The 15,769-nt window shown below is 74.5% G+C and carries 12 protein-coding genes; 9 read left to right on the forward strand and 3 right to left on the reverse strand.

The genetic code is table 11. The features are described 5' to 3' along the window. Positions 1-98: 98 nt before the first annotated feature. From ACFYOV_RS09415 to ACFYOV_RS09435, 5 genes are all read left to right on the forward strand, one after another. Positions 99-1,418, forward strand: coding sequence for a radical SAM protein (locus ACFYOV_RS09415; protein ID WP_389084898.1), 1,320 nt, complete (start codon positions 99-101; stop codon positions 1,416-1,418). Between the two features lie 260 nt (positions 1,419-1,678). After that, the gene (locus tag ACFYOV_RS09420) at positions 1,679-3,160 is read left to right on the forward strand and encodes a cellulose binding domain-containing protein (protein ID WP_389084900.1); all 1,482 of its coding nucleotides are present in this window, start codon (positions 1,679-1,681) and stop codon (positions 3,158-3,160) included. Positions 3,161-3,522: 362 nt separating this feature from the next. Next, on the forward strand, positions 3,523-4,614 hold the full coding sequence (rsgA, locus tag ACFYOV_RS09425) for a ribosome small subunit-dependent GTPase A (RefSeq protein WP_389084903.1): 1,092 nt from the start codon (positions 3,523-3,525) through the stop codon (positions 4,612-4,614). A 628-nt stretch (positions 4,615-5,242) separates the two neighbouring features. Further along, positions 5,243-6,646, forward strand: coding sequence for a DNA-3-methyladenine glycosylase 2 family protein (locus ACFYOV_RS09430; protein ID WP_389085610.1), 1,404 nt, complete (start codon positions 5,243-5,245; stop codon positions 6,644-6,646). Beyond that, positions 6,643-7,182, forward strand: coding sequence for a methylated-DNA--[protein]-cysteine S-methyltransferase (locus ACFYOV_RS09435; protein ID WP_389084905.1), 540 nt, complete (start codon positions 6,643-6,645; stop codon positions 7,180-7,182). The genes ACFYOV_RS09430 and ACFYOV_RS09435 overlap by 4 nt, the downstream gene beginning before the upstream one ends. Before the next feature lie 6 nt (positions 7,183-7,188). On the opposite strand, the gene ACFYOV_RS09440 is transcribed toward ACFYOV_RS09435, so the two are convergent. Continuing rightward, positions 7,189-7,671 (reverse strand): DUF456 domain-containing protein, encoded by a 483-nt coding sequence (locus ACFYOV_RS09440; protein WP_389084908.1) that lies wholly within the window; start codon positions 7,669-7,671, stop codon positions 7,189-7,191. Between the two features lie 190 nt (positions 7,672-7,861). Here ACFYOV_RS09440 and ACFYOV_RS09445 point away from each other — a divergent pair, with 190 nt between their 5' ends. Both ACFYOV_RS09445 and ACFYOV_RS09450 read left to right on the forward strand, forming a co-directional pair. Then, complete coding sequence (locus tag ACFYOV_RS09445) at positions 7,862-9,319, forward strand: protein phosphatase 2C domain-containing protein (protein ID WP_389084911.1); 1,458 nt, start codon at positions 7,862-7,864, stop codon at positions 9,317-9,319. Positions 9,320-9,403: 84 nt separating this feature from the next. Beyond that, positions 9,404-11,146, forward strand: a complete 1,743-nt coding sequence (locus ACFYOV_RS09450; protein WP_389084914.1) for a pyruvate dehydrogenase — start codon at positions 9,404-9,406, stop codon at positions 11,144-11,146. A 6-nt stretch (positions 11,147-11,152) separates the two neighbouring features. Here ACFYOV_RS09450 and ACFYOV_RS09455 read toward each other — a convergent pair whose 3' ends face one another. Next, the gene (locus ACFYOV_RS09455) at positions 11,153-12,721 is read right to left on the reverse strand and encodes a helix-turn-helix domain-containing protein (RefSeq protein WP_389084916.1); all 1,569 of its coding nucleotides are present in this window, start codon (positions 12,719-12,721) and stop codon (positions 11,153-11,155) included. 281 nt (positions 12,722-13,002) lie between these two features. Here ACFYOV_RS09455 and ACFYOV_RS09460 point away from each other — a divergent pair, with 281 nt between their 5' ends. Both ACFYOV_RS09460 and ACFYOV_RS09465 read left to right on the forward strand, forming a co-directional pair. Further along, on the forward strand, positions 13,003-13,623 hold the full coding sequence (locus ACFYOV_RS09460) for a hypothetical protein (protein WP_389084919.1): 621 nt from the start codon (positions 13,003-13,005) through the stop codon (positions 13,621-13,623). 285 nt (positions 13,624-13,908) lie between these two features. Further along, entirely contained in the window at positions 13,909-14,394 is a 486-nt protein-coding gene (locus tag ACFYOV_RS09465) for an ATP-binding protein (protein WP_389084921.1), read from the forward strand. Positions 14,395-14,484: 90 nt separating this feature from the next. Here the strand turns inward: ACFYOV_RS09465 and ACFYOV_RS09470 are convergent, their stop codons facing one another. Then, positions 14,485-15,531 (reverse strand): DUF2637 domain-containing protein, encoded by a 1,047-nt coding sequence (locus ACFYOV_RS09470; RefSeq protein ID WP_389084924.1) that lies wholly within the window; start codon positions 15,529-15,531, stop codon positions 14,485-14,487. Positions 15,532-15,769 lie beyond the last annotated feature (238 nt).

The raw sequence follows: 15,769 nt of genomic DNA on the forward strand, positions 1-15,769 counted from the left end.
GCGCGTGGCCCACGCCACGAGGGGGACCCGGCACGCCGCCCGCCCGAGCGGGGGCATACCGTGAGGAGTCGTACGTCCGAGCCGGGAGGAGACACGGGATGGGCAGCCGTACCGCGCTGGTCGAGGATCTGATGGAGCGGTTCCCGCACGTGCCGCGGGAAGCCGTCTTCAAGGAGGACCTGCTCCGGGGCGGCGTGGCCTTCGACCCGTCCGCCCTGAGCGACAACGAGGGGGGCGAGGTCAAGCCGAAGTCGTACTTCATCTTCTCCTTCGACCACGGCACCCTGCCCGAACTGGGCGAGGCCGCGCTCCGGCGCCCGCCGGAGGAGATCATCCTCACCGGCGGCCCCTACGACCTGCGCCGCACCGTGGTCTCGGTCCGGGTCAACCCCTCCTCGCCGTACCGCGTCGCCGCGAGCGAGGACGGGATGCTCGGCCTCTACCTCGACGGCCGGCGGATCGCCGACGTCGGGGTGCCGCCGATGCCCGAGTACTACCGGCACACGCTCGGCAACGGCAAGTCCGTCATGGAGGTCGCCCCCACCATCCAGTGGGGCTACCTGATCTACCTCACCGTCTTCCGGGTCTGCCAGTACTTCGGCGCCAAGGAGGAGTGCCAGTACTGCGACATCAACCACAACTGGCGCCAGCACAAGGCGGCCGGCCGCCCCTACACGGGTGTGAAGGACGTCGAGGAGGTCCTCGAGGCCCTGGAGATCATCGACCGCTACGACACGGCGAAGGCGTCCACCGCCTACACCCTCACCGGCGGCGCGATCACCAAGACCGTTTCGGGCCGTGACGAGGCCGACTTCTACGGGCACTACGCCAAGGCCATCGAGGAGCGCTTCCCCGGCCGCTGGATCGGCAAGGTCGTCGCCCAGGCGCTGCCCAAGGCGGACGTGCAGCGGTTCAAGGACTACGGCGTGCAGATCTACCACCCCAACTACGAGGTGTGGGACCGGCGCCTGTTCGAGCTGTACTGCCCGGGCAAGGAGCGCTACGTCGGCCGCGACGAGTGGCACCGGCGCATCCTGGACTCCGCCGACGTCTTCGGCGCCCGCAACGTCATCCCCAACTTCGTGGCCGGCGTCGAGATGGCCGAGCCCTTCGGCTTCACCACGGTGGACGAGGCCATCGCCTCCACCACGGAGGGCCTGCGCTTCTTCATGTCGCACGGCATCACACCCCGCTTCACCACGTGGTGCCCGGAGCCCACCACCCCGCTCGGCAAGGCCAACCCCCAGGGCGCGCCGCTGGAGTACCACATCCGGCTGCTCGAGGCCTACCGCGCCACCATGGATGAGTTCGGGCTCTCCTCGCCCCCCGGTTACGGCCCGCCCGGACCCGGCCGCGCGGTGTTCTCCGTCAGCTCGTTCATGGACAGCCTGCCGGCGCAGGAACCCGTTGAGGTCTGACGACCTGTTCGTGAGACGCCCGTGACGCACGGGTCGTGCGAAACGAGTCGTGAAGAAATGAACAAGGAAAGGCCGGAACGGAGACGTTCCGGCCGTTCTTGCGTAGGGTCCGGGCGTGGGCTCGCGGGTGCCGCGGCGGAAGGTGACGACGGCGCTTGTCAGGCGCGACGAGGACGTGAAAAGCTCGGCCGCTGCCGCGAGGTTCCCCAACTCCGTTGTCGGTCTGCCGAGTTGACCTCGCTCGTGGATGCAGGAGACCCATGCCCGACCTGCCGACCCCTCAGGACGCCACCGAGGCGGAGCTGTTCTCCGAGTGCTGGGACGCGGTGCTGTCGTACGCCGACCTGTGCACGGCCGGCTCCAGCGCCGCCGCCGACCTGGCCCGCGAGGCATTCGCCCGGGGCATCCGCGAGGTCCGCGCCGCCGAGGCCGGCACCGTCCGCGGCACCGGCCGCCGCTCCGCCCGGCTGCCGCGGATACCCGTGCTGCTCACCGCCGTGCGCACCACGACGGCCGCCTGGGAGGAGGCGGGCGAGGGCCACAAGCTCGACCCCGACCTGCGGCTGTGGCTCAACTCCGAGCGCGCCGAGCGCTACACCGGTCCGCCCCTGACCCGACCGGTCGCCCTGCGCGGACTGCGGGACCTGCAACAGGCGGACGCCGAACTGCTCTGGCTGGCCGAGGTCGAGGCCCTGGCGCTGCCCCTGATCGCCCGCCGCCTCGGCCTCGACCCCACCACCGTCCCCGGCGAACTCGACCAGGTGCGCCGCCTGTTCCGGGACCGCTGCCACCGCAACCACCTCGACTCCCCGATGGACGCCGAGTGCCGCACTTACGCCCGGCTCATCGGCGCGGTCACCCGCTCGCCCGCCGCCGACGCCCCCGGCGACCTCTCCCGGCACCTGGCCACCTGCGCGCGCTGCGCCGAGGCCGCCGCCTGCCTGCGCCCGGAGGGCGGAGGACTGCCCGCCGCGCTGGCCGGCGGGGTGATCGGCTGGGGCGGCCTCGCCTATCTGGAACGCCGTCGCCGGGCCGCCGAGGTGCGGCTCGGCACCGGGCACCGGCCCGACCCGGAGTCCGACGACCCGGCAGACGGTACGCAGCGGGCCCGCGTCGCCCGCAACGGCCTGCTTATGGCCGCCGTCCTGGTCTCCGCGCTGGCCCTCGCCGTCTCCCTGATGCCGTTCGGCGGCACCGACGAGGAGCACCCCGCGCGGGCCGACGCCGACCGCCAGCCGGTGGCCGACCCCGGCCTGCCGGCGCCGCCGTCCGGGCCCCCGGCCCCCTCCTCCTCCGCCTCCCCGCGCGCCCCGGAACCCATCGCCGGCCGTTCCTCCGAGCGCACCAGGCGCGGCGAGGAACGCGACCCCGGTCCCCAGGGCATCTCCTCGCCCACCACCTCGCCTCCCGCCACCCCCGGTGGGCCTCCCGCGTGCCGCGCCGCATACGACCTGGTCAGCCAGTGGCCCGACGGCTTCCAGGCCACCGTCACCGTCACCAGCGGGGAACCGCTCGACTCCTGGCGCGTCGGCCTCGCCTTCCGCGACGGCCAGCGGATCCGGCAGACGTGGGACGCCGACGCCCACCAGGACGGCCCCCGCGTCACCGCTACCGACGCCGGCTACAACGCGGCCGTCCCGGCCGGCGGCAGCGTCTCCTTCGGCTTCCTCGCCTCCTGGCGCGGCACCAACTCCCCGCCGTACGACATCACGTTGAACGGCCGCCCCTGCGCGCCGAGGTGAGGCGTCGCGCGCGGGACCGGCCGTCGCGCGACCGGCCGGCCCGTGGCCGGCCCCCGCGACGGGGCGAGCGGACGGGTCGGGAAAAACCGATGGTGCGAGGGTCGACGGGCCTCTAGGGTGGGACCCGCAGTGCGCGGCGGCCGTGGGCCGTCGGCCGCTGCCGTTGTCGATCCGATCGAGGACCTGGGAGGTGTGACCGATGGCTGTCTCCGTGATGGGCGCTGCCCGCATCCAGACGTTCGTCCCCTCTCCCTCCGTGGCCACCGGCTGACCTCGACCGACTTCTCCTTTCCTGTTCCGCTCCGCCGTTCCGGCGTTGCGGACACGGCTGCCGGGGCCACCCTTCTCGAAGGGTCACCCCCTTGAGTTCCACCTCCGTCTTCACCGCGCTGGCTCCCTACGGCTGGGACGCCGCATGGGCCGACGCGTTCGCCCCCCACGACGCCCAGGGGCTGCTGCCCGGGCGTGTGGTCCGGGTCGACCGCGGCCAGTGCGACGTGATCACCGCCGACGGCACCCTGCGGGCCGACACCGCCTTCGTCACCCCGCACGACCCCCTGCGGGTCGTGTGCACCGGTGACTGGGTCGCCGTCGAGCCCGCGGGCAACCCGCGCTACGTACGGACGTGTCTGCCGCGCCGTACCGCCTTCGTGCGCTCCACCTCCTCCAAGCGGTCCGAGGGGCAGATCCTCGCCGCCAATGTCGACCACGCGGTCGTGGCCGTCTCGCTCGCCGTCGAACTGGACCTGGGCCGCATCGAACGGTTCCTCGCGCTCGCCTGGGAGTCCGGGGCGCAGCCGGTCGTCGTCCTCACCAAGGCCGACCTCGTGCCCGACCCGGTGACGCGCGCACACCTCGTGCAGGACGTCGAGCTGAGCGCGCCGGGCGTCCCGGTGCTCACGGTCAGCGCGCGGGACGGCGACGGGCTGGACGTGCTCGCGGCGGTGGCCTCCGGCGGTACGACCGTGCTGCTCGGCCAGTCCGGAGCGGGCAAGTCCACGCTGGCCAACGCGCTGCTCGGCGAGGACGTGATGGATGTCCAGGCCACCCGGGACGTCGACGGCAAGGGCCGCCACACCACGACCACCCGCAACCTCCTCGCCCTGCCCGGCGGGGGAGTCCTGATCGACACACCCGGCCTGCGGGGCGTCGGCCTCTGGGACGCGGGCACCGGCGTGGGCCAGGTGTTCTCCGAGATCGAGGAACTCGCCGAGAACTGCCGCTTCCACGACTGCGCCCACGAGAGCGAGCCCGGCTGCGGGGTCCTCGAGGCCATCGCCTCGGGCGCCCTCCCGGAACGCCGCCTGGACAGCTACCGCAAGCTGCTCCGGGAGAACCAGCGCATCGTCGCCAAGACCGACGCGCGGCTCCGCGCGGAGATCCGCAAGGACTGGAAGCGCAAGGGCGCCGAGGGAAGGGCGGCGATGCGGGCGAAACGGGGACCCTGGAGCTGACGGGTCCGCGGACGGCCCCGCCCGGGGGCCGGCGTGTGGTCCGCCCGGCGGAGCCGTGCGCGGTCCGCCGGTGGCCGCACTCCGGCTCCTCACCGGGGTACGGCGGGCGACGGTGGCCCGTGGTGCCGTGGGCACGGCAGGGCGGCCACCGATGCGCGGTGGCCGCCGGGACGAGGGATGCCGGCTGCCGGGACGAGAGGCGGTGCGTGCCCGGGCGGCCGGACGTGGTCCCGGTGGCGTGGTCGGCTCGGAGCGGGGCGGCGGCCGCCCGCTGCCCCGCGCGCCGGGCCGCCACCGCCCGCCGGCCACCGTGGGACCGGTCCGCGCCACGGCGCGATGCCGCGTTCGTGACGCCGGGCGCTCCGGGGTGTACGGGGGCGGCCGGGGCGAGGGCGATGCCTGCGGGCCGCTGCCGTGGAACAGCGCCCGCCCAAGGGTCCGGCCCGTCCATGGGTCCGCCCGGCTCTCGTGTCCGCCTCCTCCATGGAACGTTCGCCCCCACCGCCGCTTCGGCCGCCCCGCCGTTCGCCCGCGCCCGTCGTGTTGTCACCGGCGTGTTCCGTCGCCCGGCGTCGTGTCCGATTTCCGCCAGCCGTCATCCTGGGGGTGGCCGAGACTGGGAAGCGTGATGGACGAGGACAGCAGGTACGAGGCGGTGCGGAGCCGGGACGCCCGGTTCGACGGGGCGTTCTTCTTCGGCGTGGAGACGACCGGGATCTACTGCCGGCCGAGCTGTCCCGCGGTCACCCCCAAGCGGCACAACGTGCGGTTCTTCCCGACCGCCGCCGCCGCGCAGGGCTCCGGCTTCCGTGCCTGCCGCCGCTGCCGCCCCGACGCCGTGCCCGGCTCCGCCGACTGGAACGTACGGGCCGACGTCGTCGGCCGTGCCATGCGGCTCATCGCGGACGGGGTGGTCGACCGCGAGGGCGTGGCCGGCCTCGCCGCCCGCCTCGGCTACAGCGCCCGCCAGGTCCAGCGGCAGCTCACCGGCGAACTCGGCGCCGGACCGGTCGCCCTCGCCCGCGCCCAGCGCGCCCACACCGCCCGCGTCCTGCTGCAGACCACCGAGCTGCCGGTCACCCGGATCGCCTTCGCGTCCGGATTCGCCAGCGTCCGGCAGTTCAACGACACCATCCGCGCCGTGTACGCCGCCACGCCCAGCGCACTGCGCGCCACCGCTCCCCACCGTGACCGCCCGGCCAGGCGCACGGCCACCCCCACCGCCGGCATCCCCCTGCGCCTCTCCCACCGCGGCCCCTACCAGTCCGGCCCCGTCTTCGACCTGCTGGAACGCGAGGCCGTCCCCGGCATCGAGGACGTCACCGGCCCCCCGGGCACCCGTACCTACCGCCGCACCCTGCGCCTCCCGTACGGCACCGGCATCGCCGCCGTCGACGAACGCCCCGGCACGGCCCGCACCGGGTCCGGCGCCCACCCCGGCGGCTGGCTCGACGCCCGCCTCCACCTCACCGACCCGCGCGACCTCACCACCGCCGTCCAGCGGCTGCGCCGGCTCCTCGACCTCGACGCCGACCCGTACGCCGTCGACGAGCGGCTCGGTGCCGACCCGCGGCTCGCCCCGCTCGTCGCCGCCCGCCCCGGCCTGCGCTCGCCGGGCGCCGCCGACCCGGAGGAACTCGCGGTGCGCACCCTGACCGGCCGCGACGAGGCCGCACGGCTCGTCCAGCGGTACGGCAAGGCCCTCGACGCCCCCTGCGGCAGCCTCACCCACCTCTTCCCCGAACCGGCCGTCCTCGCCGACGCCGAACCCCACGGCCCCCTCGGCGCGCTCACCACCGCCCTCGCCGACGGCGCCGTACGCCTCGACCCCGGCGCCGACCGGGACGACGCCCAGGACGCCCTGCGCGCCGTCCCCGGCCTGGACGCCCGCACCGTCGCCGAGATCCGCACGCGGGCCCTCGGCGACCCCGACGTCGCCCCGCCCGGGCCGGACGTCCCCGACAGCTGGCGCCCCTGGCGCTCGTACGCCCTGAACCACCTGCGTGCCGCAGGGGAGTTGGAGCACCCATGACCTCGATCCCGAGCCCCACCAAGACGCCCCCGAACCCGACCCCGACCCCGGTCACGTACTGGACGAGCGTGGACGGCCCCCTCGGGCCCCTGCTGCTCACCGCGGACGCGTCCGGCGGGCTGACCTCGCTGTCCGTGCCCGGGCAGAAGGGCGGGCGCACCGTGCGGGAGGAGTGGCTGCGGGACCCGGGGCCGTTCCGTGCGGCCGAGGAGCAGCTCGCCGCTTACTTCGCCGGTGAGCTGAAGGTTTTCCGGCTGCCGGTACGCACCACCGGCACGCCCTTCCGGGAACGCGTGTGGGCGGCGCTGGACGGCCTTCCCTACGGCGCGACCACGACCTACGGCGAGATCGCCGCGCGGATCGGGGCGCCGCGGGCCGCCGTACGGGCCGTCGGCGGCGCGATCGGGGCCAACCCGCTGCTGATCGTCCGGCCGTGCCACCGGGTGATCGGCGCCGACGGGTCACTGACCGGGTACGCGGGCGGCCTGGAGCGCAAGGTGCGGCTGCTCACGCACGAGGGCGTGCTGCCGGCGTGAGCGCGGTCAGCCCCAGAACACCGCACCCAGCCAGGCCGCGGTGATCAACTGGCAGGTGAACAGCTCCGTCAGCACGCTCCAGCCGCCGGACCGCAGCGCCGTGCGCACCGCCGCGACCGCCTCGCGCCGGCGGCCCAGACGGAGCCGCTCGTGGACGTAGGCACCGGCCAGGAAGCCCGGGATCGCGCCCAGGACGGGCAGCAGCACGAAACCCAGCAACGACCCGGTGCCCGCGTACGCCGTCAGCCTGGCGTCGGTGCCGGTGGGCCGCAGTCTGCGGGGCGGCAGCGCCCAGCGCACCACCTGGGACAGCAGCAGCACGGCCGTCGCCCCGACGAGCACCCACCACGCCACGGGCCGCGGATCCTTCAGCGCCCACCACAGGACCGCGGACCACACCAGCCACGACCCCGGCACCCCGGGGAGCAGCACGCCGCACAGGCCGAACAGGATGACCAGCCCGACCAGCAGGAGGTCCCACGCTCCCATCTGTCCAGAGTGCAGGAACGGACGCAACGGCGCAGTTCAGCCCGGCCCGCCCGGCCCCGCCCCGGCGCGCCGGCCCTCCTCGCACAGCCGTCCCACCGCTCACCCGACACGCCGTCCCGGGTGTGGGGCGGGGCGCGGAATTTCCGGATGCCCCGTTTTCATCCGGGCCGCGCGGTGGACAATTGGGGGCATGAGCCAGCAGGGGGGAAGGCCCACCGGCCACGAGGACGACTGGTGGGGGCAGTTGTACGACGACTCCAACGGCGACACGGGCCCCGCACTCACGTCCGATTCCGTGGACGACCGTTATGCGTCGGCGGCCGGCACGGTGAACTCGCCAGGGGCGACCGGCTCACCGCGCACCCCCTTACCCCCGTCGGTCCCACCGGTCCCGCGGACGCCCGCCGCCCCACCGGTGCCGCGGACACCGGTGCCGGACATGCCGGCGCCTCCACCGGCGGCACCGCGCACCCCGCCGCCCCCGCCCCGGCCGAGCACCGCCCGGCCGCCTTGCGCGCCCTGGGAGCCGCCGCCCGCCACACCCCCCGGCCCGGTGAGCTTCCCACCGGGGGCCACGCGGGCGGCGCCCGTGGCAGCCCCCGCTCCCGACCCGGCCGACCCCGTCCCCACCCCGCCCGACACCGCCGCACCGTCCCGTCCCGCCACACCCCCCGACCCGCTCCCCACCCGGCCCTACGTCGGTACCCGGCCCCCCACCTACGACGCCGAGCCGACCGCCCTGCCGCCCGCCGACCCCGACGCGCTGGACGACCTCGTCGCCGACACCGTGCTGGACGGCGCCCGGTACGGGGCCTGCACCCTGCGGGCCGCGTCCGTGCGCGGGGACTCCGCGCGCTACCGCGGGGAACCGCGGCGGGACGCGCTGCTCACCGCGCGGTTCGGGGCGGGGGAGCGGGCGCTCCTGCTCGTGGCCGTCGCGACCGGGTCCCGGGCAGCACCGGGCGCGCACCGCGCCGCCGCCGAGGCGTGCCGGTGGATCGGGCGGGCGGTGGGCCGCAGCCACGCCCGCCTGGTCGAGGACATCGGGGCCGCCCGGCGCGGCGACCTGAAGTCCGGCCTGCACCGCCTCACCGACCGCACCCTCGGCCGACTCCGCGCCACCGCCGCCGAGCGGGGTCTCGCGCCGGACGAGTACGCGGCCGACCTGCGCTGTCTTCTGCTCCCCGCCGACCCCGAATGCCGCATCCGCGTCTTCTTCGGCGTCGGCCCCGGCGGACTGTTCCGGCTGCGCGACGGCGCCTGGCAGGACATCGAACCGCGGGTCACCGAGGTCAGCGGCGAGCCCGTGGTCGGCTTCGGCTCGCCGCCCGCCGAGACCCCGGAGGGCGACCGGCTCACCATGGACCTCGGGATACCCACACCCCCGAGCCCGTACGAGCCCGCCCCCCTGCCGCCGCGCGAGCCCTTCCGCTTCCGCACCTCCGTCGCCCGCCCGGGTGACACCCTGCTGATGTGCAGCGCCGGCCTCGCCGACCCGCTGCACGGCGAGGCGGAACTCCGCGCCCACCTGGCCGACCGCTGGTCCCGCCCGCAACCGCCCGGTCTCACCGCGTTCCTCGCCGACACCCGGGTGCGGGTCAAGGGGTACGCGGACGACCGTACGGCCGTCGCCGTTTGGGAGGCGTGAGCTTGCCCGGTGTGACTTCATGGAACCCGGAGCGGCCCGACGGAAGGGCCGGGCACCGAGGCATGCCGAAGGGGCGGACGAGCCATGGCCAAGCAGAACATCGCGGAGCAGTTCGTCGACATCCTCACCCGCGCCGGGGTCAAACGCCTCTACGGCGTCGTCGGCGACAGTCTCAACCCCGTCGTGGACGCCGTGCGCCGCAACTCCGCCATCGACTGGATCCACGTCCGGCACGAGGAGACCGCCGCCTTCGCGGCCGGCGCCGAGGCCCAGATCACCGGCCGGCTCGCCGCCTGCGCCGGCTCCTGCGGGCCGGGCAACCTCCACCTCATCAACGGCCTGTACGACGCCCACCGCTCGATGGCCCCGGTCCTCGCCCTCGCCTCCCACATCCCGTCCAGCGAGATCGGCCTCGGCTACTTCCAGGAGACCCACCCCGACCAGCTGTTCCGCGAGTGCAGCCACTACAGCGAGCTCATCTCCAGCCCCCAGCAGATGCCTCGGCTGCTCCAGACGGCCATCCAGCACGCGGTGGGGCGCTCCGGCGTCAGCGTCGTCTCCCTCCCCGGCGACATCGCCGACCAGCCCGCCCCGGAGAAGGCCGCCGAGACCGCGCTCGTCACCTCACGGCCCACGGTCCGCCCCGGCGACACCGAGATCGACCGCCTCGTCGACATGATCGACGAGGCGGAGAGGATCACCCTCTTCTGCGGCAGCGGCACGGCGGGCGCGCACGCGGAGGTCATGGAGTTCGCCCAGAAGATCAAGTCCCCGGTGGGCCACGCCCTGCGCGGCAAGGAGTGGATCCAGTACGACAACCCCTTCGACGTGGGGATGAGCGGTCTGCTCGGCTACGGAGCCGCCTACGAGGCCACCCACGAGTGCGACCTGCTGATCCTGCTCGGCACCGACTTCCCGTACAACGCCTTCCTGCCCGACGACGTGAGGATCGTCCAGGTCGACGTGCGGCCCGAGCATCTCGGCCGGCGTTCCAGGCTGGACCTGGCGGTGTGGGGCGACGTGCGGGAGACGCTGCGCTGTCTGATCCCGCGGATCCGCACCAAGGACGACCGGCGGTTCCTCGACCGGATGCTCAAGAAGCACGCGGACGCCCTGGAAGGGGTGGTGAAGGCGTACACCCGCAAGGTGGACAAGCACGTGCCGATCCATCCCGAGTACGTGGCCGCCGTGCTGGACGAGATCGCGGACGACGACGCGGTGTTCACCGTCGACACCGGCATGTGCAACGTCTGGGCCGCCCGCTACATCTCGCCCAACGGCCGCCGCCGGGTCATCGGTTCCTTCTCCCACGGCTCGATGGCCAACGCGCTGCCGATGGCGATCGGGGCGCAGTTCACCGACCGGGGGCGGCAGGTCGTGTCGATGTCCGGCGACGGTGGATTCACCATGCTGATGGGGGACTTCCTCACCCTCGTGCAGTACGACCTGCCTGTGAAGGTGGTCCTGTTCAACAACTCCTCGCTGAGCATGGTCGAGTTGGAGATGCTGGTCGCCGGTCTGCCCTCGCACGGCACCGTCATGAAGAACCCCGACTTCGCCGCCGTCGCCCGGGCGTGCGGCGCCCACGGGGTGCGGGTGGAGAAACCGAAGGACCTCGCCAGGGCGCTGAAGTCCGCGTTCAGGCACAAGGGCCCGGCCCTGGTCGATGTCGTCACCGACCCCAACGCGCTGTCGATCCCGCCGAAGATCAGCAGGGGGATGGTGACCGGGTTCGCCCTGTCCGCATCCAAGATCGTGCTGGACGGCGGGGTCGGCCGGATGCTGCAGATGGCGCGCTCCAACTTGCGCAACGTGCCTCGGCCGTAAGGGCGTTCACTTCGTGCGCGGCCGCCAGACGCGTGCGGAGGTGTCGTACTCGTAGCGGGGCAGCCCCGCGAGACCGCTGGTGCGGAACGGGCGCCCGTGGTCGTCGACGCGGACCGTGCCGGAGCGGCCCTGCGAGGACCAGTCCAGCTCCAGGTACCAGCGGCAGTCGCAGGCGCCCGTCCGGGCCGTGACCACGAGCACCTCCGGGTCCTGGGCGGAGACCCGGTAGGGCAGGCGCACGGCCGGGATCGGGGTACCGGCGTCGTTGCCGTCCACGGCGCGGGCCACGGGCCGGTCCTTGTCCAGGTCGACGGCGAAGTGGCGTGGGGTGAGGGATCCGCCGCAGCCCTGGTCCATGGCGTAGACGTGCCCCGGGGCGGGGCCGGCGCGGCCGACGACGCGTACGCGCAGCGCCGTCAGCACGACGGCGGTGTCGGACGTCCCCTGCACGGACAGCTCCACGATCGTCTCGCCCCCGTGCACGGCGGCCTGGGCCGAGGCCCAGGTCCGGGCGTCCTGCGGAGCGGGCGGCGGGGGCACCTGCCGAGGGGGTCTTCCGATGACGTAGTCGTGCCCGCAACCGTGCGCCCAGACGTGCGAGTCGACGGTCCAGGTGAGGGGCGGCGGCCCGGCGGGCGCGGGCCGCGTCGGTCCGGGGCCGCGGCCGGGGGTGGCGGAGGCCCCGGGCCGTGGTGCGGACGATCCGGGGGCCGGCTCGGGCTCCGGGGCCGAAGCACCGGACGCCGTCGGCGACGTGTTCCGCCGGTCCGGCGCTCCGGGGGCGGTGGGCGACGCGGGCTCCGTGACCGGGACCGGCCCCCTGCCCCGAGCTCCCTCGGCGGCTCCGCGGTCCTTCTCGGGCAGCGCGGCCAGAGTCCCCACCACCGCGAGCACGACACACGCGCCGGCCAGAACGCCGGTGACGCGCTTGCGCCGGTACCAGGACCGTGCCCGTGCGGGGGCGGTCGGGGGGAGGGCGGGGCGGCTCACGGCGTCCGTGTCGTCGGTGCCCTTGCCGGTGGGTGGTGTGCCAGCCCGGTCCGGGGAACGTGCCGGGGCGCTCCCGCGGTCCGGTGCGGGTGCGGGTTCGGCTGCGGGTGCCGGTGCGGACGTGCCGTTCGGTGCCTCGTCCGCGGGGCGCGCGGGGCGCGCCGAGGCCGACGGCCCGCCCGTCCCGTTCTCCTCCGCGCGACCGACGGCCCCGGTCAGCGGGCCGGCGGGGGCTGACCGACCGTCACCGGCGCCCGGGCCGGACCCGTGCTCGTGTCCCGGGCCCGTCGTCCTCGCCTCCGCCGGCGCCCCCTGCGTCCGCGGGCGTTGACGGGTCGCCACCGCGTGGAGCCAGTGGCGGTGCAGTTCGAGGCGCTCCTCGGCGGACGCTCCGCACAGGGCCGCGAAGCGTTCCACGGGGGCGAAGTCGAGGGGGACCGCGTCGCCGGCGCAGTAGCGGTGGAGCGTGGAGGTGTTCATGTGCAGGCGGCGGGCCAGGGCGCCGTAGCTGCGGTCCGTGCGCTCCTTCAGCTGCCGCAGCAGAGCCGCGAACCGAGCCACCTCGTCGTGTTCCGCCACCGCCACCGCCGCCGTCACCCCGCTCGCCCACGCCCGGCCCGATCCGGCCGGACCCGGAAAGCCGTGTCCCCGTATCCCAGGCACCCCTGTATCTGCACGTCGGACGGCCTGGGATGGTTCCAGGCCGAGGGAATCCGTGACGGTGCTTGCGTCCGCCCGCGACCACCGCCGATGCTCTTGGTGGTCGCCCCGACGGCGGCCGGGCGGACCGGCCCGGCCCGCCGTGTCGACGCCGGGGCCGTCACCGCATCACGTCATCCACCACGCACTCCTGACGGGGGACACCCATGCCCATGCGCACCCGAGCCGGCCTCCTCGCCGCCCTCACCGTCGTCGGCCTCGCCGCCGGCACCACCCTGATCACGCCCGCCGGCGCCGCTCCCGGGAAGGTGCCCGCGCCCAGGTTCCTCGCGGCCTCCGAACTGCCGCCGCACCCCTCGTCCGTCTGGACCGCGGGGAAGGTCACCGACGGCTTCCCGGCGGAACTCGCCCACTGCCTCGGTGAAGGCGTACCCGCGTACGACTACCGGCACCGCGTCTTCCACACCGACCTGGACACCGGTGCCGTTCAGGCCACCGTCGTCACCGGCTCCAGCGCCAAGGCCAAGGCCCTGGCCGCCCTGCTGAACGAGGAGATCCGCTCCTGTGCGGACCGGATCGAGGCGTCCGACCCGGAGGTCGAGGCGGAGGGCCGGTCCTACGGCACGCTGCCGGTGGAGGAGGGCGCGCAGGTGCACGGGCTGCACACCGCGGCCTCCTGGGGCGCCACGGACGTCCACCTGCTGTCCGTGGGCCGCGACGGCAAGACCGTCACCGTCGTGAGCTGGGGAGCGATGGGCGGCTTCGACGACGCTCCCGTGGCCGCCTTCAAGAAGACGACGACCAGGGCCGTGAACAAGCTGTACTGACCGCGCACCGGACGGCCGGCCGACGAGTTGTGCCGACCGCTGGCCGGACGGACGGCCGTCGGGTTGTGCCGACCGCGCACCGAACGACCACCGCGAGGCCGGGGGTCGTCCTCTCGCCACGGGGGTCGGGAGGACGGCCCCCGCACGTGCGTGCGGACCGTCGCTCTTCGGCCAACAACCGGTACGGGCCCTTCGGCATGACTGCCGCCTGAGTGACGGGGCAAGGATTCCCGTGAACGCGTTCGACCAGCAGGGGGAACCGACAGCGGCACGCGGGCGGGGGTCATGGACAGGCAGGCACGAGGAGGCGGTCCCGTCACGATAGGGGCCTGCGCGCCGAGGACCAGGGAGGACACGGCCGACGGGGAGCGGGCGGTGCCGGCGGTGAACCTCAGACGGAGACTGGGGCGGGCGGACCTGCGGGCGGTGCCCGAGTGCCGCCGCGCGCTGCGCGAACTGCTCAGGCACTGGGGCCGGCCGGAGCAGTCCGAGATCGCGGAACTGCTCACCAGCGAGTTGGTCACCAACGCGCTGGTCCACACCGACCACGAGGCGGTCCTGACGGTCACCGTCGGGCCCCGCGGAGTGCGCGTCGAGGTACGGGACTTCGTGTCCCGCAGACCGCGGCTGCGGGCGCCGGGGACCGGTGACGGCACCCACGGCAGGGGCCTGGTGCTGGTCGCGTCCCTCGCCGACGAGTGGGGGATCACGCCGCACGGCGTGGGGAAAGCGGTCTGGTTCGAGCTCGACGCCCGCGCCGGCGCCGCCTGAGCCCCCGACGCACCGGGCCGGAGCGGGAAGACGGGGCGGGGTGCGGCCCGGAGGCCGCACCCCGCCCCGTCGTAGCGCCCGCTCGCACGCTCAGCCGAACTGCTGCTCGAGGTCCTTGAGCTTGCGCTCCAGGGAGTCCAGACGCGGCAGGGCCTGCGTGTCGTCCTCCGCGGTGAGGTCCACGGTGACCGGGTCAGCGGCGCCACGCACCGGCTGAAGGGAGGGACGCGCGCGTACGGGCAAGGGCTCCGACGCCGATATGGCAGGCTCCGCGGAGACCATGTCGGCGCCCCGCTCCACCGTCGGCGCCTCCAGCTCGCGTCCGCCGCCCCGACCGCCGACGAAGCCGCGGTGGCCCCGGCTGATCGCCTTCAGCCGGGCCCGCTCCACGCGCTCCTGGTCCCGCCTGCGCCGACGGGCCTCGTCCTTCTGGCGCTTGTCCTCGCGCACCTCGTCGACCGCCTCGTCGAGGCTGCGCACACCCTCCAGCAGCATCAGCGACCACGCGCGGTACGTCTCCCTGGGTGCGCGCAGCCAGCGGACGATGCGGATCTGCGGCAGCGGACGTGGCACCAGACCCTGCTCGCGGAGCGCGGCCCGGCGGGTCTGCTTCAGCGCGCGGTCGAACAGCACGGCCGCCGACAGGGACATGCCCGCGAAGAAGTGCGGGGCGCCCGCGTGGCCGACGCCCCGGGGGGCGTGCACCCAGTTGAACCAGGCTGCGGCGAACGCGAACGTCCACACGAGTATCCGGGAGCCGAGCGCCGCGTCACCGTGGCTGGCCTCGCGCACGGCGAGCACCGAGCAGAACATCGCCGCGCCGTCCAGGCCGAAGGGGACGAGGTACTGCCAGCCGCCGGACAGGCCGAGGTTCTGCTCGCCGAAGCCCACCAGGCCGTGGAAGGAGAGCGCGGCCGCCACCGCCGCACAGCAGAACAGCAGCACGTAGGAGACCGTGCCGTAGATGGCCTCCTTGCGCCTGCGGCGCTCCTCGTTGCGCTCCCACGAGTCGTCCAGGCTCGTGTCCTTGACCGAGGAGCGCTTGCCGCGCGCGAGCACCGCCACCGCCGCCAGCATGCCCAGGAGCAGCACGGCGCCCGGAAGCAGCCAGTTCAGCGATATGTCGGTCAGTCTCATCTAGAGGGTCCCTTGCATTGGGATAGGGCGTAACGCCCGCCATAGTGGCCCAATCCCACCGGCCCTCAGGGGGTTTCGGGGCAAGAGGCCGCCAAGGAGTCGCAAGGGGTTGCCCAGGGCGGCGTTCTGCTCGAACTGCCGCTTGAGGGGCGGGAGTTGAGTTCGAATAAGACTACCCGGACCGGTGGTTCCTCGGAAAGTTCCCGCGACGGGTGGGGAGATTGTGAAACGCCTGTGA

It is taken from the genome of Streptomyces sp. NPDC005931, from assembly GCF_042871235.1.
In the GTDB taxonomy this organism is placed as follows: domain Bacteria; phylum Actinomycetota; class Actinomycetes; order Streptomycetales; family Streptomycetaceae; genus Streptomyces.

What these genes read in the sequence shown, in the direction of transcription:
- ACFYOV_RS09435 (WP_389084905.1), top strand. Translation starts at nt 6,643, where the DNA reads ATGACCTCGATCCCGAGCCCCACCAAGACGCCCCCGAACCCGACCCCG.
- ACFYOV_RS09460 (WP_389084919.1), top strand. Translation starts at nt 13,003, where the DNA reads ATGCCCATGCGCACCCGAGCCGGCCTCCTCGCCGCCCTCACCGTCGTC.
- ACFYOV_RS09445 (WP_389084911.1), top strand. Translation starts at nt 7,862, where the DNA reads ATGAGCCAGCAGGGGGGAAGGCCCACCGGCCACGAGGACGACTGGTGG.
- ACFYOV_RS09430 (WP_389085610.1), top strand. Translation starts at nt 5,243, where the DNA reads ATGGACGAGGACAGCAGGTACGAGGCGGTGCGGAGCCGGGACGCCCGG.
- ACFYOV_RS09415 (WP_389084898.1), top strand. Translation starts at nt 99, where the DNA reads ATGGGCAGCCGTACCGCGCTGGTCGAGGATCTGATGGAGCGGTTCCCG.
- ACFYOV_RS09420 (WP_389084900.1), top strand. Translation starts at nt 1,679, where the DNA reads ATGCCCGACCTGCCGACCCCTCAGGACGCCACCGAGGCGGAGCTGTTC.
- ACFYOV_RS09470 (WP_389084924.1), bottom strand. Translation starts at nt 15,531, where the DNA reads ATGAGACTGACCGACATATCGCTGAACTGGCTGCTTCCGGGCGCCGTG.
- ACFYOV_RS09440 (WP_389084908.1), bottom strand. Translation starts at nt 7,671, where the DNA reads ATGGGAGCGTGGGACCTCCTGCTGGTCGGGCTGGTCATCCTGTTCGGC.
- ACFYOV_RS09465 (WP_389084921.1), top strand. Translation starts at nt 13,909, where the DNA reads ATGGACAGGCAGGCACGAGGAGGCGGTCCCGTCACGATAGGGGCCTGC.
- ACFYOV_RS09450 (WP_389084914.1), top strand. Translation starts at nt 9,404, where the DNA reads ATGGCCAAGCAGAACATCGCGGAGCAGTTCGTCGACATCCTCACCCGC.